This window comes from Pedobacter hartonius (assembly GCF_900107535.1).
Classification (GTDB): domain Bacteria; phylum Bacteroidota; class Bacteroidia; order Sphingobacteriales; family Sphingobacteriaceae; genus Pedobacter; species Pedobacter hartonius.
Map to the genome: position 1 here is coordinate 600,768 of NZ_FNRA01000001.1, position 18,076 is coordinate 618,843.

Here is an 18,076-nt window from a genome sequence, read left to right on the forward strand (position 1 = left end):
GTTCCCCCGGCTACTTATTGATGATCCATTTTTTGATCATCAAAGCCATGGTTTCTTCCACAAATGGTTTGGTTACTACATCATCCATCCCTGCATCGTAACATCTCTTCCTGTCACTTTTTAAACAGCTTGCGGTAACCGCAATAATGGGTATGTGCGCCGCACGCTCCAGTGCCCTTATCCTGGTAGTAGCCTCATATCCGTTCATATCGGGCATCTGAATATCCATCAGGATCAGGTCAGGCAACCCGGCCTCGCAGGAGTTCAGGGCTTCCAGGCCATTTGAGGCCTCAATTAAGGAAGCATTGGGAACGATCCTTTTCATCACAGTTTTGGTAAGCAACATATTTACAGGGTTATCTTCAGCGATTAAGATCGTCAGCGGATTGGTATTGAATTGCAGTACAGCTGCATTTTTAAAAAGCTCTGGTTGCTGCGTACCGGCAGCATCACTGCCTTCAGATCTGAAAGTAATGTCAAAATAAAATAAGCTGCCCTCCCCGGCTGTGCTTTTTAAATAAAGCCGGCTGCCCATTAGCGCAAGTAATTTATTGGATATGGTTAACCCTAGTCCGGTTCCCCCGTATTTTTTTGTTACAGAACCGTCTTCCTGAGAGAAAGCTTCAAATATTTTCTCCTGTTTGTCAGCACTGATCCCTATTCCCGTATCCCTTACGCTAAAACGTATTTGAGACTGATCACCGTTGATCCCCAGCAGCTCCGCCCTGATCTCTATTTCCCCTTCTTTAGTGAACTTGGCCGCGTTTCCAAGCAGGTTGATCAGCACCTGCTTTAAACGGGTCGCATCCGCCCAGATATGCATTGGCAGTTCGGCCGATATATTTGAGCGCATTTCCAGCCCCTTTTTCTGGATGGGCTGAAAAATGAGATCCGTTACATCAGCTGCAATCTGAAAAACATCATGTTTTTCGATATTCAGCTCCATTTTTCCGGCCTCTATTTTTGCAAAATCGAGGATATCATTGATAATGGTCAATAGGGTGCCGGCCGACTGGTTCACAATTGAAAGATACTGGCGCTGGTTTTCATTGAGATCGGTTTTTAACACCAGGTCTGCAAACCCGATGATCCCGTTTAATGGTGTCCTGATCTCGTGGCTCATATTTGCCATAAATTCTGATTTAGCCATGTTGGCTTTTTCAGCCGCCTGTTTTGAAACTTCGAGTTCCTCACGCTGACGCTGCAGGTCGTTAATCAATTGATACCTGTCGTTAATATCTGCCGCATTACAGATCACATACGGCTCGTCGCCTGCATCACGCGCCAGCACATTGCTAAACATCCATACCAGCACAGATCCGTTCTTATGCTGCAAAACCATCTGTCCTTTTACAGCCCCCTTTTCTCTGATGTCAGACAGGTAGTTCGTGATCTCATCGCTTCTTCCCTGCGGAACAATATCATAGAGGCTAAGCCCCGTAATCTCCTCTCTTGAATATCCAAGCATGACAGCCCCGGATTGATTGAATGTCAAAAAATTTCCCTGCAGATCATGTGAGCACATCAATCCCTGTGAGTTTTCAAAAAACACCCGTAATTTTTCTTCACTGTCTGCCAGTTGCACCTCCTTTAATCTTTCATTAGTGACATCCCTGCCAATTGCAAAAAGGCTTCCGGTGGACAGTTCAGGAGTTACCGTCCATTGCAGATCTTTATAGTGACCGGTAAACGTTCTAAACCGCTGTGTAAAGCTGATGGTATGCGCACCAGTTGCCAGATGTTTAATTTCCTGCCTGGTGATTTCCACATCATCAGGGTGAACGAGTTCAAAAAGGGACGTTTTTAAAAGGAATTCGGTATCCCATCCCAGTACTTTTTTAAATGCAGGATTAATTTTTTTGAATGTGCCATCTGCTTCACTGATACAGATCAAATCATCTGACAACTTAAATAGCTGCCCAAAATGCTTTAATTCTTCCTTCTGCCGTCTTTGCACAATCAGCGCAATCACTTCTTCAGCAAGCAAATGCAGCGACCTCTTCTGCCGCTCTGTCAATGTCCTTTCCCGGTAGTCAACCACAGCTATAGCACCAAGCGCATATCCGTCAGGATCAATCAGCGGATAGCCGGCATAAAACCGGATATTAGGATCGCCCAGCACCAGGTCATAATCTTTAAAACGCTCATCTTTAGTGGCATCCGGCACTTCAAAAAATACGTCGCCCATAATGGTGTACTGGCAAAACGATAGATTCCGGTGTGTCTCCTTGCTTCCAAAGCCTATAACCGACTTGAGCCACTGCCTGTTTTCATCTATGAAGGAGACCAGGGAAACCGGCGCCTCACAAATCAGTGCGGCCAGTTCCGTAATCCGGTCAAATTCATCTTCATTTAATGAATCTAATATGGCATAATTATGCAATGCGGTTAAACGCTCCTTCTCATTTACAGGTATTGGAATTTCGGTCACTTTGGTTTTTGAGGGATTGTAAGAGTGCATTTAGGTAATAAAGAGATTGAAGGTAAAAAAAGTCGTGCTAAAACGCTTCGTTCAATCCGTTCATTCACATTAGCATCCCCTGCATTCAAAACCGCAGCCTCTCCCGGTGGATTACATTGCGCTATTCATTCAAAAAATCACTAGAGCGGGTAACATTTTCCCATTCCGGCAGTCAGTTTTTCTATTTTCCCTTCAGTGCGGTCAAAAGCATCACTTCCAAGGAAGAGGTTCACAGTTGTCTTACCTGTTGTTTTCCGCTATTTTAGATTTTGCAAAATTGAAAATATACCTAACCATTCAAAGATACGTATTTGCATAACCTGATATCATCTGCTGCTATACTGCAGATGATATCAGGTATGCAACTTTTTAAAATAACCTGAATGAAGGAATGCAGCTGATCAGCACTTCTTATCAAGGAAAGAGAATTATTTGATTATACCAGGGCGGCTTTCTCCTGGGCCTGAAGCCAGTTGTATACATAATCAGCTACTTCTTCCCAACCGGGCTCTCCGCAGATATAATGGCTGCGTTCCGGAAACTCTTTGAAGCCTAACACACTGTTCTGATCAGTATACGCCTTATAGTTCTTCTCAGTTAAGGAGGCAGGAATAATCTCATCTTTTTCCCCCGCGATCAGCAATAATGGCACATGTGGAGAATCCAGATTTACGTGTCCTGCTGATCCCAGGCAATCCCTCAGTACGTTCCGGCTGTCATGTATTGCCGTCTGCGTAAAGGCCCCTAAAGCAGCCTCATCCGACAGCGTATTTGCAAACGCATCCTGGAACATTTCAATATCCATATAAATAGGATCATTTCCCTTCAGGGGATTGGTAATGATGGCAGCATTCTTAAGGAAACTCCAATCCAGGTCCATCATCGCATTTGGGGCTACCGAATCTATCGCTACGCCCATTCCCGCTACTTCCCTGTTCACCATGAGCTGAACGATCAGGCCACCAACAGAATGGCCTATCATAATAGGATTATCGTGTTTCAAAGCAAGTATTTCAATTTCGCTGATCACTTCATCCAGTCGAAGCTGTCCAAGTTCGGCAGGCGGATTATCTCTCAATAATTCCGGTTCTCCTTCGTGCATTGGCCAGGCCGGAGTTAAACAATTGTACCCTCTTTCACTAAAATAACCTACCCATTTATCCCAGCTTCTGGGGTTCTGGAACATTCCGTGTACAAAAATGATATCTTTCATAAAAAAATATTTAAGTTCATAAAAGGAGCTATGAAAGCTCCCTATACTAACAACCTCAAATGGCATTAGTTTTAATGACTTCTACGGAAACAACAATAAACTACTGGTAATCAATACGAAAAGCATCAATTACAACAGCATATCAAAGTGAACCGGCAACTGGTTCAGCCTCTTTCCGGTAGCATGGAATATCGCATTTGTTATGGCTGGCGCCACTCCCACCAGGCCTATTTCGCCCAGTCCTTTTATGCCCAGTTCGTTGATATGCTCATCGTTTTCTTCTATGAACATTACATCCAGGTCATGGATGTCGGCATGAACAGGGATATGATATTCGCCCAGGTTCTGGTTCATATATTTTCCCAGCTGATTGTCGAGAATGGTCTCCTCCCGCAGGGCTTTGCTGATTCCCCACACCATACTTCCCAGGATCTGGCTTCTGGAAGTTTTCGGGTTGATGATCTTTCCGGCTGCAACGGCCGTTAAAGCCCGCGTTACATTGATTACACCCAACTCCTCATCCACTTCCACCTCTACAAAAACCGCACTATGCGCTGCACGCGAATATTTATTGAGTTTAGCCATATTAGGAACACCTGTATTTGTAGTTTTCAAAGGCAGGCCATGGTGCCCGTCATTGATGATATCTGCGAAAGAAACAGCTGCCTGAGGATTATCTTTTAATATAATGTATCCATTTTGAAAGATCACCTCCTCCAGTTCAGCTTTGCCCAGCGGCGAATCCTTCATTCGCTTTGCAACCCTGAGCAGTTTTTTCCGGAGTGCCTTACCTGCTGCCCTGATAGCGGTGCCGACGGTAGATGTAGTCATCGAGCCACCCTGTATTGGTGCAAAGGGCAATTTGCTGTCTCCGTAGGAGAAGATAACATCTGCTACAGGAAGGCCCAGTTCATCGGCAGCGATCTGGGTCATGACCGTGAACGTTCCTGTACCTATATCCGTTACAGCACTTTTAACATGTAATTTACCATCTCTTGTCATGGCCGCTTCTGCCCTGGCAGGCGCCTGCATAGCATCCCAGATTCCTGTGGCCATACCATACCCTACCAGTTTGTGCCCGCGTTTCATACTGCGTGGTTCAGGAGCCCGGTTGGCCCATCCGAATTTTTCAGCGCCTTTGAGGTAACATTCCTTCAATTCTTTGCTTGAATACGGAAGGTTAACCGTAATGTCGATCATCGTATAATTTTTCAGCCTCAAATCCAGAGGATCCATTTTGAGCTGGTAAGCGAGCTCATCCAATGTACTCTCAATGGCATGCATGCCGGTACTTCCGCCCGGAGCCCGCATATCCATCGGACTAAATACATCCAGCGGTACAAGCTTATAGTCTAACAGCGTATGGGCTGCAGGGTATAATTTCGGGGACCAGTTTACTACAACTTCAGTATAATCCTCAAATCTGGAAGTCTCGGCAAATGCAGTGTGATTCAGGGCGGTCACCATTCCATCTGCATCAGCAGCAAAACGGGTACGCTGCAGGGTCGGAGGGCGGTGGCCAAAGGTAAACATCTGGCTGCGGTCAAGCGTAACCCTAACATGGCGCTTCAGTTCCAAAGCGGCCATAACGGACAGAAAAAGCTGATATTGAGGCCTTAAACCTGAGCCGAAGGCTCCCCCTACAAAAGGAGATATTACTTTTACATCTTTAAAACGCAAACCGAAAACGTTAGCTACGTACAACTGGCAATTGACGGTACCCTGTGTTTTGTCATAGATGGAAAGCTTTCCCTTGCCCTCGTAAAGTGTGGTGGTAGTAAAAAGTTCCATCGGGTTATGGTGCTCTGTTCCATGATAGAATTCTCCCGAAGCCTTATATTTCGCTGCAGCATAGGCTGTTTCAAAATAACCTGTCGGCTCTGGCGGAGGCGGTTTCAGCAGGGAGGCCATACCTGTCTCAGGCTCACGTCCATCACCGAAATGACTCCGGAGATCCGTATCAAAGATCTCCTTTTCATAGTCAACGCTGATGATGGAGGCGGCATAACGTGCCAGTTCAAAGGTCTCTGCAACGATAAGGGCGATAGGCTGCCCGTTATATCTGATCTCTGCGTCATGCAGGGGCCTGAAGGGCGATCCCGGCGGGGCATCCATATCAGCATATTTCATATCAAACCAAGCCGTCGAGGGGCGGTTTTCATGGCTGAATACGTCAATAACTCCCGGCAGGGCTTTTATTTCTTCTGTATATATCTTGATGATCTTTCCTTTGGTAATGGTGCTGTTCACAACATATCCATACAAGAGGCCGGGCACATTATATTCACCGGAATACTTAGCAGCACCGGTTACTTTCAAGGGGCCTTCAATTCGGCTGATGGATTGACCTGTAGCAGGTGGGTTTTTCATGGTTTGCAGTTTAGTGGTAAATTGGTTATGCAGACGGCTGTGCACCTGGCATCTGGCTTTCGGGATGGAGCGCCATCATACAGTTACGTATGATCGCCCGCTTAGCCAGTTCTATTTTGAAACTGTTGTGTTCAAATCCTTTTGCCCCTTTCAGTATGAGATCCGCAGCAGCGGCAAAGTTCTCCCGTGTAGCGGTTTGATTCTGCAGCAGGTCTTCGGCCTCTTTTACGCGCCAGGGTCGATGTGCAACGCCTCCCAAAGCAATTCTGGCCTCTTTGATCCTATCGCCGTCAAGATCCAGTGCGGTAGCCACAGAAACCAACGCAAAAGCATAAGAATTACGGTCACGAAGTTTAAGGTAAGAATAGTTCTTTTCAAACCCTTTCTTGGGCAGCGTGATGCCTGTGATTAGTTCGCCATGCTGCAGGTTATTGTCCAGATGAGGAGTATTGCCCGGCAGGCGATGGAAATCAGCAAAAGCAATGCTCCGGTTGCCTTCAGCGCTTGAGACATCAACAGTAGCATCTAAGGCTGCGAGTGCCACGCACATGTCTGACGGAAAAACAGCGATACAGTATTCGCTTGTCCCGAGGATGGCCATTGTACGGTTATATCCCGGAATTGCCGAACAGCCTGAACCAGGATTCCGCTTATTGCAGGGTACATTTGCATCATAAAAATAATAACAGCGTGTACGCTGTAACAGATTGCCGCCATTGGTGGCCATATTACGTATCTGTGCCGAAGCGCCAGCCAGGATTGCCCTGGACAATAAGGGATAATTTGTTTCGATCAGCGGATGATAGGCTGTATCTGCGTTGGTCAATAAAGCACCAAGCCTGACCTTCCCATCTGAAGTTTCCTCTATTCCATGATAATCTGGCAGAGGGTTGATATCCACCAGTTTTTCGGCTTTCACGAGATTATACTTCAGAAGATCTATCAGATTGGTTCCTCCGGCGAGAAAGGCATTTGCCGCATTTTCATTCACCTGTATGAATGCGTCTTTTAGTTCAGCCGCAGCGCCATAATCAAAATTATTCATGTCCGCCTCCGTCTTTAACTTCCATGATCGCATCAATAATACTCATATTGGCGCCACAACGGCACAAATTGCCGCTCATGAGCTCCTTTACATCTGCGCGTGTTTTTGCTTTTCCTTCACTGAGCATACCGATAGCGCTGCAGATCTGCCCTGGTGTACAGTAACCACACTGGAAAGCATCATGATCAATAAAAGCCTGTTGCAAAGGATGGAGGTCGTTGCCGGTGCTGACCCCCTCAATGGTGGTGATTTCAGCACCATCTTTAGCCACAGCCAGACTTAGACAGCTTAATATCCGTTTATCATCACAGATTACGGTACAGGCACCACATTGCCCATGGTCGCAACCCTTTTTTGTACCTGTCAGATCAAGGTATTCCCTCAGTGCGTCTAAAAGAGTTACATAAGGCAAAACCTCAAGACCTCTGGAGATGCCATTGATGTTTAGCGTGATCTGCCTGGTTTTACTGGTAAATACCGCGGCAGGTTTTAAATCAAGTTCTGAATTCATAAGCAGGTAAATATTAGTAATGATATAAGAAATATGCAAAAGAATTGTTTGCAAAATCTTGACGCATTATCTCCTGCCCGGAATGATCAGAAAGTCGGTTTTACATCTTTGTTCCAGATATCCCCATAGGTATCGGGGTGGCGCCCGAACTGAGTGCCCACGTAAGAACACAAGGGTATAACCTTTAACTGATGTTCCCTTGCATAAGTTACCATCGCGTCCAGCAGAGATTGTGCATAACCTTTGCCGGACTGGTCTTCATCAACTTCGGTATGGTATACCTTCAGGTCCCTGTTATTAATCTCTACGATCATCTCGCCAATCTTTTTCCCTTCATCGTACAGGTTGAATGCATCCGGGTCACTTCCTGCTGATTCAAATTTAATTTCTGCCATAATCATGATTTTTAGCGTTCAATGAAATAATATCTTTATATATAGATATCTATGTATAAAGATAGATTTTAAAGAACTGTAATACCTATAGAATATACAACAAATATGATATTAAGTTTGATGTTATGAATAGCTACTCTTATAAAATAACACTTCAATAATGGTACGCCACCAGACTTTACAGGTTTGTAGTGATCATCAGCTGCATCACATCAGATGTTTTGTCGCCTGTATCCTCACGCTGAAGCCAGCGTGTATATCCAAATTCTATATCCAGTTTTTTACTGAAGCGGTAACCTGCAGAAGCGTACGGCCTGTTCTGATCGAAAAAACTACCATTTACATTTCCCTTATGCTGAACATTAAGGAAAACTTCATCCTGAAGGCTGGCATAAATTCCCCTGGTAAAATCTTTGTTTGCGATTAAAGGGATCTGGGCACTTAGCAGCAACCTGGCACGCTGAGAGAATTCGTACTGTTCTTCCTTCACAAAACGCTGCTCCAGCCTGCCCCTTAACATCAGCTCCATGCGTTCCAGTTTAATTTGATGAAGGTATTGCTCATAGATGCGGTGTTCCGGGGAATAGCTCTTGCGGCCATCCTCCTTTTCCCAGTCTCCTTTATGTGCATAACCCAACGCTACAGACTGATGTTTGTTCAGGTTATAATTAAAGGCAGTGCGCAGTAACAAGGTAGAAAAATAAGTAATATGCTCCGTGCTGCGCAATTGCACATCAGCAAGAAGATCAAACTTTTGACTGAGTTTTTGCGTGTGGGAAAGAAAGAGCCAGGCGCCGTCCCCCTGGGCAAAAGCCGTGATATTGCAAAACAGCAATCCACAGGTTAAAAATCTCCAGTTCCTTTTTCTCAGCATTCCTGCAATTTTAGCCATGGAACCATAACGCCCGTTCCGGGTAAAAGTTCGGTTATCAGGAAATAAATGTCCAAACAATTCTCTGTATGAACCGTTAGCGTAATATCGACTATTAAAGAAATGATTATGAACAGACTTTTTCTTCTACTGGCGGCGGCTCCTTTTGTTGTTGCCTGTAACTCCCGGCCGGACAAGACCGGACAAACGGACAGCTTAACCACAGATAGCACCACCACCGGATCTTTAGATCTGCCTGCACCTGACACCAATGCTACCAAAAACAATTTCAGTAAGGTTATTGGCTGGCCTGCCGGAAAAACCCCGGTTGCACCTGCAGGATTCAGTGTAACGGCTTTTGCAACCAATATGAAAAGCCCGCGAAGCATTTACATTGCACCTAACGGGGATATCCTTATCGCTTTGTCAAATTCTGAAAGGGACGCCAAAGATAAAATAGCGAATGCCGTCAGCGGTAAAGCCAAATCTGAGGTGGGCGGAGAAAGCGAAAATACCGTCTTATTGTTCAGGGATACGAATAATGACGGCAAGTTTGAAATCAGGAGTACCTTTCTTTCCGGCCTTAACCAGCCCTATGGGATGCTGATCATTGGCAACTCATTTTATGTAGCCAATACGGATGGCGTATTTCAGTATCCTTATAAAGCAGGTGAGACCAAAATTACCGGCAAGGGCAAAAAGATTGTGAGCCTGCCTGCAGGTGGGTACAATAACCACTGGACACGGAACCTTATTGCAAAAGCAGACAACTCCAAAATATATATTTCTGTTGGATCGGGTAGTAATGTGGCCGATCATGGGATGGAAAATGAACTTCGCCGTGCCGATATCCTGGAAGTTAACCCCGATGGTACAGGTGAAAAAATTTATGCTTCAGGCCTGAGAAACCCTGTCGGAATGGACTGGCAGCCAGACAGCAAAATGTTGTGGGCCGCTGTTAATGAACGTGATGGCCTGGGTGACAATCTGGTACCGGATTATATCACCAGTGTAAAACCGGGTGCATTTTATGGATGGCCATATTCTTACTACGGCCAGCATGAAGATCCCAGAATGAAAGGGCAGGGATCTGACCTGGTAAAATCGGCCGTAGTGCCTGATGTACCTGTCGGTTCCCATACCGCCTCATTGGGACTGGCTTTTTACACCGGAAGCAAATTCCCTGAAAGCTATCAGAAAGGTGCCTTCATCGGGCAGCATGGTTCATGGAACAGGTCCGAACTTGTAGGATATAAGGTTGCTTTTGTACCCTTTAAAGATGGAAAACCATCGGGAAAACTGCAGGATTTTCTGACCGGCTTTATTGCTGATGAGAAGAAAAGCGAAGTATATGGCCGCCCGGTTGACGTGGCGGTGGCCAATGACGGCTCTCTGTTAGTGGCAGATGATGTAAGCAGTACCATCTGGAGGGTTGCTGCCAACTAATCACCAGAAGAGGTAATTTCAGCCAAAAAAATCAGGCTTGGTTGTTCAACTAAGCCTGATTTAATATAAAGGGATTTGCAACAGGAAACCAAGGGAATAAATGTTCCTTATTCGCTGATTTTTTTAAGTTCAATTTCTACCCTTCTATTCTTCTGGCGTCCGGCCGCAGTTTTGTTTGATGCAACAGGAACAGTGCTTCCATAGGGCGTAGTCACAATCCTGTCTTCTTTTACACCTTTACTTACCAGATACTTTTTTACGCTGATCGCCCTGTTATCAGATAGTACCCAATTGTATTTGTATCTTCCTACTGAGTCGGCATGGCCCCTCAGCGATACCGCATAATTGTCATCTTTAATTGTTTTTGCCAACTGATCCAGATTGGAATAGTATATGCTCCTGATTACAGGTTTGGCATTGTCATATTCCAGTTTCCTGGGTAGAGCTGCCAAAGGCATTTTCCCTTTTTTCACTGCAGAAGGTTTGGGATCTTTAGTAAGCATGAGAACTTTCAGCAGTATATTCTCAGCTAAAGACTGGTCAGGACCTGAAACCTCCCGATATGACATGAGTTGTACCGGTAATATAAGTGCTGTTCGCAGAGCCAAAGAACAGCAGTGAATGGGCAACTTCTTCAGGCTGGGCATACCTTCCCAAAGGGATCATTGAGCTCATGATCCTCTTCATTTCTTCCCGGTCTCCCGAGATCAGTACTTCCTCCGGATCACGCATCATCCTTCCTTTAAAATTAATCGGGTCAATTGTGTTCACCCTGATATTTCTATGCGCAACCTCTAAAGACAGCGCCCTCACCAAACCTGTCATTGTATGTTTGCTTTCTGCGTAAGAATTGTTGTTTGCGTTTCCCCAGTGGCCTGCTGTTGAAGAGACGATGATAATGCTTCCCCCATTGTTTATCTCGGGTAAGATATACTGACAGCCCAGCCATGCGCCACTAAAATTCACATATTTCATGTAAGCAAAATCTTCATCCGGAATTTCAGTAATAGGCCTGATCATACCAATTACACCTACACAATAGATATAAACATCAATTTTCCCAAATTTTTCCACCGTTTTATTCACATACCGGCGGGTATCTGCGGTTCTTGTAACATCGGCAACAACAAAGCCTACGTTTTGATCACCCAACAGCGCAATAGCTGCCTCCAGCGCCTTTTCATCGCGGTCTACCAGCATTACCGATGAACCCTTAGCTAAATACAGCTTTGCAGTTGCCAGACCAAGCGTACCGGCGCCTCCGGTGATAATGACGACTTTGTTACCTAATACTTCCATTGAGATGATATAATTTAAATGAGCAGATGAATACCCGAAATAAAAGAAAAAGAACCGGGATTAATATCCCCAAATGTGGTAGAAGATAGGTTTTTACGATAATTCCTAAACAATATTCATTCTTAAGCGTTGTCTTCAAAAATCATCTACTACTTACGCTTAAAATTAAACGTTATGGGAAACTTACTTTATTTAATCGCAGTCATTTTAGTTGTCATCTGGGCCATTAGCTTCCTGGGTGGTTTTTATACAGGCGGTATCATTCACGCATTACTGGTTATTGCTGTAATTGCGGTTATCCTGAGGTTAGTCAGGAGTGCTGCTTAACCGGATTACGAATTTAAGGACAATGAAGAACGCCTGATAACCAGTTTATCAGGCGTTCTTTCATTAAAAGAATCCCCAGATTAGGGCATTGATGCTGGTTTTTATTTTCCAGATTTTTATCCTATAAAATATCCTTATTTCGATTACCCCGGGGTGCCTCCGGTGGAAACGCCGGAGTCGGGGTTTAGGTTAGTTAATAATATCAAAAGCCGGTCACTGTGGATGCAGACCGGCTTTTGCATTTTATATAATCACCATAATAGGGGATTTTCACTGATCTTAATAATTCTGAATTTTACGACAATCATTCAAGATATCCAAAATTGATTCCAGAACGTGAACTGGAGCTTAAGTTTGGAGATAGGTAAAAAACTCAGAAGCCGGAATTTGTGGATGCAAACCCGGCTTTTGATTTATAAATTTTTTTTATCTCCATTGCCCTTCCTAACTGCCCGAAATACCCTTCCCGCTCTTCTCTCAAATAAACTTTGTGTTGCCATCAATCCTTCGTCATCCCAGTCGGGTGAAAGAGATTCAGCACTCATTTAAGTAAGCCGGTTTACAATACTTTACGGCTTCGTTATGGCTTCATCTATGCTTGTGAGTCCAAGGTAGGCAAGCATAGAGCAAGCCGGAAGCAGGCCGGATTACAGCATACCAGATCATTTGTCTCCTTTGTTTTATTACAAATACAGCCCATATGAAATCAATCATACGGGCTGTATCAGTATTTAAATTGCTCAGGATAAAGCATAAGCTTTAGCCAGAGCCGGCACCAGTTTTATGGATTGGGCACAATCAGCTTGTTGTTCTGAAGTTCCGGACCTGATATCGGCCAGATATAGTTTGAGGCCGTTGGTGCAACAGCAGGCGATGTTCCTGATTGCGGGCTGACCTTAGCAGGAAGCGTTTGAAGGGTACGTTTCAGATCCGGGGCTCTGAATCCCTCTCCAAGCAGTTCGATACGTCTTTCTGTAAGGATAGTGTTAACCAGGCTGGCCTGTGAACCAATATCTTCCGCAGCAAATGTGTAGCTGGCATCAGAACGGCGTCTGACCGCATACAGTAATGCTGTTGCATTTGCCAGCTCACCGGTTCTTGCATAAGCTTCTGCGGCATTCAATAAGACCTCGGCATACCTGATGACAGGGATATAATCTGTAAAGGGAGAGGCCGTTTTAAACTTGGTCAGGTAACTAACTGTAGCATTGCTGCCGATAAATCCCTTACGGGCATCAGTGGAAGCCGCTCCGCTCAATGCAGGATTGGCCAGAATCCCTGCTGTATTCAGGTAATACTCCAGATTGCCGGGTGAGTTATTGTAATAAAAAGCCAGCTGATTTTGCGTACCAGGTGCATCTGTACTGGTAAACGGAAGAGAGAGCAAGCTTTCAGAAAATGTTCCTGCACTGGTGGTGGTACTCGTATATGACCCACTGAAAACTGTTGCAATACTGCTTTCCAGCCTGCTCACACCATTAGGCGACTGGTAAGGTGCTGTTGCCGTAATGATCTTGGCAGATTCAGCAAGCACCTGTGTATAATTAGCCTGTGTAAGGTATACTCTTGCTTTCAATGCTATCGCTGTGTTTCTAAATGCACGGAATGCAGCGGTTGTTGCAATCGGAGTAACCGGAGTTGCAGGAAGCTTGGTTTCAGCGTCATCCAGATCTTTGATGATCTGGGCATATACCTGTGCAACGGTACTCCTGGCCAGGTCATTCGTACCTTCACCCGTCAGCGTTGTCTCAGAAACCAGTCGGAGAGGTACGCCAAGGCTGGCGCCATTGTCAAATGTATAGGGCTTTGCATAAGTTTGTACCAATGCGAAATAAGACAAAGCACGCAGGAACTCCGCTTCACCGGTATACAGACTGAGGGTGGCCGCATCAACCTTCGAGCTGTTGGCATTCAGGCCGGCCAGGAAAACGTTCACGCGGTTAATTGCCGCATATGACCGGCTCCAGAGCGAGACTACCTCATTGGTATTGGAATTCACGTTTTGGTTCCAGGTATCCAGCCCTGTCACCCCATTTGGTTTGTTCACGATAAATTCTTCTCCGCGGATCTCATTATAAATGAGATACCTTCCACCATAGAACTCACCGTGTTTAACTCCGGCGTACAGGCCATTAACCAGGCTCAGGATCCGGGCGGGAGTAGCAAATGCTTCATTATCGATGATACTGGTGGTGGGTGTCGGGTTTAAGAGATCCTTGGTGCAGGAGTTACCAAATACCATGATGGATGCCAGTAAGGCTACATTTATGCTGTGTTTATATTTTTTTAGCGTTGTCATAGTTGTCAAGATTAAAAGCCCACATTAAGTCCGAATGTAAATATCCTGGCGGATGGCACCGTATTACGGTCTACCCCCGGGGAGAGATTGGAGTTACCATTGCTGGAAACCTCAGGATCAGAGCCCTTGTATCCGGTAACAACGGCGAGGTTTGTTGCCTGTACATAGATCCTTAGTGAGGAGATGCCGGCACTGTTGATCAGTTCTGCAGGAAATTTATAACCAAGCGCCACGTTCTTTAGCTTGGCATATGCACCATTCTGAACATTTGAGGAATTGGGAATAGCCGATCCGTTTGATACGTTATCACCATATACTACCCTTGGAATATCAGTTTGCTGTCCGGGAGCTGTCCAGCGGTCCAGTATTTCAGTATGGTTATTCCAGAAACGCTGGTCTCTTAAAGTAGCCTGTGTACCGTTGTAAATCTTGTTCCCTCCCGAGAAGGTAATACCAACGATCATATCAAAGTTTTTGTAAGTAAAAGTGTTGTTCAGACCTCCAAAATAAGTAGGGATACTTTTTCCGGCAATTGTTCCATCCAGTGTACCGTCTATGGCGGGTGCAACCGTACCATCGAGGTAGGTCCATTTTTGCGCGGCAGCCTGGTTGTATTGTACCTGCTGACCAAAACGGTTGACAAAAATACGCTGTCCGTTCGCCGGATTTACTCCTGCCGTAGGAACCACAAAGATTGATCCCAGTGTGTGCCCTACCCTGGTAATGTTTGCGGTCTCCAGTCCTGATGTAGATCCGTAGATGTCTGAATTACCCTGCGCCAGGCCGGTAACCTTATTGTTGAGTGTACTGATATTAAAATTGGTGGTCCAGCTGAAGTTTGATCTGGCGATATTTCTTGAGGTAAAGCTAAATTCAAAACCACGGTTAAACATGGAGCCTACATTTGCCGCAATGGTATTGGCCGGGTCTCCGGGAATACCTCTTGACGGAGATTGGGGTGCATTCAGGATCAGGTTGTTGATACTGTTATTGTAATAATCGATATCTGCCTGGATCTTTCCTTTAAAGAGACTGAAACTGATACCTGCATCCGTTTTTTTACTTGTTTCCCATTTTAAGTTGGGATTACCTGCCTGGTTAAAATATACGGTGGATGAACCGCCATACAAACCTGAATTAAAAAGAGACAGGGACGCATAATCACTTACGCCAATATTACCAACCACACCATAACTGCCTTTCAGTTTCAGGTCGTCAAAGATGGTCGAAAGTGTGCTGCTTTTAAAGAAATCTTCTTCGGCAATATTCCATCCGATGGAGGCACCTCCGAAATTACCATATTTATTATTGGCCGAAAGACCTGAAAATCCATCGCGCCTGAAAGTTCCGCTCAAAAGATATTTTTTATCGAAGTCATATGTTACCGTACCAAAGAACGACCGGAAACCATTTTCTGAATTGAAGTTTCCCGTGGCTGGCGTACTACGTACGTTCAGGAAATTCCCCTGGTAGTTCTTAAAATAAGAATCGGCCAGATTAGTACGCTCTGTACCTGTACCTACATTTGTGGTGTGGTACTCCTCCTGTCCGACAAGCGCATTGATGTGATTTTTGCCTAAGGCAACCACATAGTTCAGGGTATTGGTCCAATCCCTTCTGTTGTACTCTTCAAAAGTATTTAACGCCAAACCGTTATTGCTTTGTCCGTCACCGGCAATCGGGTTCTGGAAGGATGTATTTGCGGTATTCAGTTTATTAATGCTGTACTGGGTTTTCAGTTTCAGCCCCGTTATGATTTCCAGTTCTCCATAAACATTGGCAATAATGTTGTCATTTTTGGATGTAAACCTGTCATTATCAAGCAGTACCACAGCGTTCGGGTAATTATTGGAAACAGTATTGGCACCCTGGCCCAATGTTCCCGTACCGGAAATATTATACGAGCCATCAGCATTATAAGGGGAAACATTGGGAAACAACACGAGCGGCAACCTCGCTAAACCGCCTGTGTTATAGGCCTGACCAAGCAGTGAACCACTATTTGGCCCGATGTTCAATGTATTGCTATAGCTGAAGTTTGTTCCGACAGTAATTGCTTTAGACAGATGATGATCTACGTTTCCCCTGAAGATCTTACGCTCAAATGAGTTGGTTTTGATAAAGCTTTCCTGTTTACTGTAACCAGTGGAGAGGAAGTAAGAAGTATTTTCTGTAGCCCCCGAAATATTCATATTATGGTTTTGTGATATCCCCGTCTGGTAAACTACCTTGAACCAGTCGGTTTCTATGTTATTGCCACTGGCATCTTTTTGCAATGCGAAGGCTGGTGCAAGGTTTGCGTTTACCCGTGCTTCATTCTTCAGGGTAACATATTGTTCGGCATTCAGCAGGTGAGGCAGATTGAAAGCTTTGGTGATGCCCACCCAACCATCATAATTGATCCTGGTCTTTCCCTGTTTACCTTTTTTTGTAGTGATGACCACTACGCCATTGGCAGCCCTCGAACCGTAAATTGCAGTGGAGGAAGCATCTTTTAAGATATCAATAGATTCAATATCATTCGGGTTAATATCTCCCAGAGGGTTATTTGATGCACTGTTACTGCTGACTGAAGATGTATTACCTGTGTTGCCTGTAAATACGGGCACACCATCCACTACGATCAGCGGGTAGGAACTGAGGGAGATGGAGTTAAATCCCCTTACCCTGAAAACAGGCGGGTTGTTCAGCACACCGTTGGGCTGGATGATGTTCACCCCCGCAGCTTGTCCTGCAAGTGCCTGGTCGAAACTCTGAACCGGTTTATTGGCGATCTGCGCCGCAGTTACCTTAACTGCGGAACCGGTAAAATCCTTTTTACTGGTAGTGGAATATCCTGAAACAACAACTTCATTCAGCTGGTTCTGACTGGATGTAAGTGCTGTATTTAGTTTTTGAGAGGTGATTTCAAGCGTCCTGCCGGTATAACCCACAAAACTGAAGCTGAGGTTTTTTACCGCGTTGGGAACAGTAAGGCTATATTCTCCGGCCGCACTTGTTCTGGTAACAGCCCCGTTCCGGCCTGCCGAGACACTTACGCCCGGTAGTGGCGTACCGTCACCTGCATCGGTGACCTTTCCTGTGATCGTGCGTGTTTGCGCGAAGGCCTGCACGGCGAAAAGCAAAACAAACCCCAATAAATAGAGTACTTTTTTCATCATATTAATTTTTTTAAGTTTAATAATAGTTAGTAGTGATATTTTTTCGAAATGGAAACAACGCAGATCTGATCTGATTTGAGTGCTGTGGAACTGGTTACATCATTTGGGTAGGGATTTAAAGATTTGTAAAAGCAAAAAAAAACCTTTCAGGATGAAAAGGCCGGCGGTTATCATCAATATACCTGCCTACCTTCCAAATACTTGCGATTGGCAACAGGGCGGGCAGACATAGCGATATAAGCCAGAAATCAGCAAGAGATGAGAGCGTTTGATCATCATTCAAATATAAAATATAAATCCACTAAATCAGTAGACATAATAAACAGATTTACCATAATTTACTTCAGGTGATTTTTACTAATATCTATATGCATTATTATTATCTATATAACAATACGTTTTTTATTATAAAACACACAAAGTTTAACTAATATAGTAAATTTTTACAATTACATTATAAGAAGAGTAATCACTATCAGAAAATAAAAAATAAAATCAGGTTTTTAAATTACGTAATTGCTCCAGAAAAAGAGAAATTAATGCTTAGATCATAAAATAATATACTAATAACCGCTTATAATATATTAAAAACCAAACATTGTATCAAATGTCTCAATTTATATATAAAAATCACAAACACATTGAGGTGATACAAAATTACAAGAAAAAAATATGAAG

13 protein-coding genes are annotated in these 18,076 nt (G+C 44.5%); 2 read left to right on the forward strand and 11 right to left on the reverse strand.

The features are described 5' to 3' along the window. Nucleotides 1-10 precede the first annotated feature (10 nt). From BLW16_RS02745 to BLW16_RS02775, 7 genes are all read right to left on the reverse strand, one after another. On the reverse strand, nt 11-2,461 hold the full coding sequence (locus BLW16_RS02745; protein ID WP_175470464.1) for a PAS domain S-box protein: 2,451 nt from the start codon (nt 2,459-2,461) through the stop codon (nt 11-13). Between the two features lie 436 nt (nt 2,462-2,897). Next, nucleotides 2,898-3,674, reverse strand: a complete 777-nt coding sequence (locus BLW16_RS02750; RefSeq protein ID WP_090555182.1) for an alpha/beta hydrolase — start codon at nt 3,672-3,674, stop codon at nt 2,898-2,900. Between the two features lie 129 nt (nt 3,675-3,803). Beyond that, nucleotides 3,804-6,044 (reverse strand): xanthine dehydrogenase family protein molybdopterin-binding subunit, encoded by a 2,241-nt coding sequence (locus tag BLW16_RS02755; RefSeq protein WP_090554937.1) that lies wholly within the window; start codon nt 6,042-6,044, stop codon nt 3,804-3,806. Between the two features lie 25 nt (nt 6,045-6,069). Beyond that, on the reverse strand, nt 6,070-7,089 hold the full coding sequence (locus BLW16_RS02760; protein ID WP_090554939.1) for an FAD binding domain-containing protein: 1,020 nt from the start codon (nt 7,087-7,089) through the stop codon (nt 6,070-6,072). Then, nucleotides 7,082-7,600 (reverse strand): (2Fe-2S)-binding protein, encoded by a 519-nt coding sequence (locus BLW16_RS02765; RefSeq protein WP_090555183.1) that lies wholly within the window; start codon nt 7,598-7,600, stop codon nt 7,082-7,084. Before BLW16_RS02765 ends, BLW16_RS02760 begins: the two co-directional genes overlap by 8 nt. Before the next feature lie 86 nt (nt 7,601-7,686). Beyond that, a complete protein-coding gene (locus BLW16_RS02770) occupies nt 7,687-7,995 on the reverse strand; it encodes a GNAT family N-acetyltransferase (RefSeq protein WP_090554942.1) in 309 nt (102 codons plus the stop codon). Between the two features lie 178 nt (nt 7,996-8,173). Beyond that, entirely contained in the window at nt 8,174-8,869 is a 696-nt protein-coding gene (locus BLW16_RS02775) for a DUF2490 domain-containing protein (RefSeq protein ID WP_175470465.1), read from the reverse strand. A gap of 126 nt (nt 8,870-8,995) precedes the next feature. Between BLW16_RS02775 and BLW16_RS02780 the strand changes: the two genes are divergently transcribed. Further along, nucleotides 8,996-10,312, forward strand: coding sequence for a PQQ-dependent sugar dehydrogenase (locus tag BLW16_RS02780; protein WP_090555184.1), 1,317 nt, complete (start codon nt 8,996-8,998; stop codon nt 10,310-10,312). Nucleotides 10,313-10,419: 107 nt separating this feature from the next. Here the strand turns inward: BLW16_RS02780 and BLW16_RS02785 are convergent, their stop codons facing one another. Together BLW16_RS02785 and BLW16_RS02790 are read right to left on the reverse strand one after the other, a co-directional pair. Then, the gene (locus tag BLW16_RS02785) at nt 10,420-10,881 is read right to left on the reverse strand and encodes an OmpA family protein (RefSeq protein ID WP_245735105.1); all 462 of its coding nucleotides are present in this window, start codon (nt 10,879-10,881) and stop codon (nt 10,420-10,422) included. Beyond that, entirely contained in the window at nt 10,853-11,611 is a 759-nt protein-coding gene (locus BLW16_RS02790; protein WP_090554946.1) for an SDR family NAD(P)-dependent oxidoreductase, read from the reverse strand. Before BLW16_RS02790 ends, BLW16_RS02785 begins: the two co-directional genes overlap by 29 nt. Before the next feature lie 174 nt (nt 11,612-11,785). On the opposite strand from BLW16_RS02790, the gene BLW16_RS22925 reads away from it, so the two are divergent. After that, nucleotides 11,786-11,938: a lmo0937 family membrane protein gene (locus tag BLW16_RS22925; RefSeq protein ID WP_139298243.1), complete on the forward strand. Its 153-nt coding sequence runs from the start codon at nt 11,786-11,788 to the stop codon at nt 11,936-11,938. A 781-nt stretch (nt 11,939-12,719) separates the two neighbouring features. Here the strand turns inward: BLW16_RS22925 and BLW16_RS02795 are convergent. Together BLW16_RS02795 and BLW16_RS02800 are read right to left on the reverse strand one after the other, a co-directional pair. Then, the gene (locus BLW16_RS02795) at nt 12,720-14,237 is read right to left on the reverse strand and encodes a RagB/SusD family nutrient uptake outer membrane protein (RefSeq protein WP_090554948.1); all 1,518 of its coding nucleotides are present in this window, start codon (nt 14,235-14,237) and stop codon (nt 12,720-12,722) included. 11 nt (nt 14,238-14,248) lie between these two features. Further along, complete coding sequence (locus BLW16_RS02800; RefSeq protein ID WP_090554949.1) at nt 14,249-17,398, reverse strand: SusC/RagA family TonB-linked outer membrane protein; 3,150 nt, start codon at nt 17,396-17,398, stop codon at nt 14,249-14,251. Nucleotides 17,399-18,076: the final 678 nt, after the last annotated feature.

Coding starts and splice junctions, on each gene's coding strand:
- BLW16_RS02765 (WP_090555183.1), bottom strand. CDS start 7,600: ATGAATTCAGAACTTGATTTAAAACCTGCCGCGGTATTTACCAGTAAA.
- BLW16_RS02755 (WP_090554937.1), bottom strand. CDS start 6,044: ATGAAAAACCCACCTGCTACAGGTCAATCCATCAGCCGAATTGAAGGC.
- BLW16_RS22925 (WP_139298243.1), top strand. CDS start 11,786: ATGGGAAACTTACTTTATTTAATCGCAGTCATTTTAGTTGTCATCTGG.
- BLW16_RS02790 (WP_090554946.1), bottom strand. CDS start 11,611: ATGGAAGTATTAGGTAACAAAGTCGTCATTATCACCGGAGGCGCCGGT.
- BLW16_RS02760 (WP_090554939.1), bottom strand. CDS start 7,089: ATGAATAATTTTGATTATGGCGCTGCGGCTGAACTAAAAGACGCATTC.
- BLW16_RS02745 (WP_175470464.1), bottom strand. CDS start 2,461: ATGCACTCTTACAATCCCTCAAAAACCAAAGTGACCGAAATTCCAATA.
- BLW16_RS02750 (WP_090555182.1), bottom strand. CDS start 3,674: ATGAAAGATATCATTTTTGTACACGGAATGTTCCAGAACCCCAGAAGC.
- BLW16_RS02775 (WP_175470465.1), bottom strand. CDS start 8,869: ATGCTGAGAAAAAGGAACTGGAGATTTTTAACCTGTGGATTGCTGTTT.
- BLW16_RS02795 (WP_090554948.1), bottom strand. CDS start 14,237: ATGACAACGCTAAAAAAATATAAACACAGCATAAATGTAGCCTTACTG.
- BLW16_RS02800 (WP_090554949.1), bottom strand. CDS start 17,398: ATGATGAAAAAAGTACTCTATTTATTGGGGTTTGTTTTGCTTTTCGCC.
- BLW16_RS02785 (WP_245735105.1), bottom strand. CDS start 10,881: ATGTCATATCGGGAGGTTTCAGGTCCTGACCAGTCTTTAGCTGAGAAT.
- BLW16_RS02780 (WP_090555184.1), top strand. CDS start 8,996: ATGAACAGACTTTTTCTTCTACTGGCGGCGGCTCCTTTTGTTGTTGCC.
- BLW16_RS02770 (WP_090554942.1), bottom strand. CDS start 7,995: ATGGCAGAAATTAAATTTGAATCAGCAGGAAGTGACCCGGATGCATTC.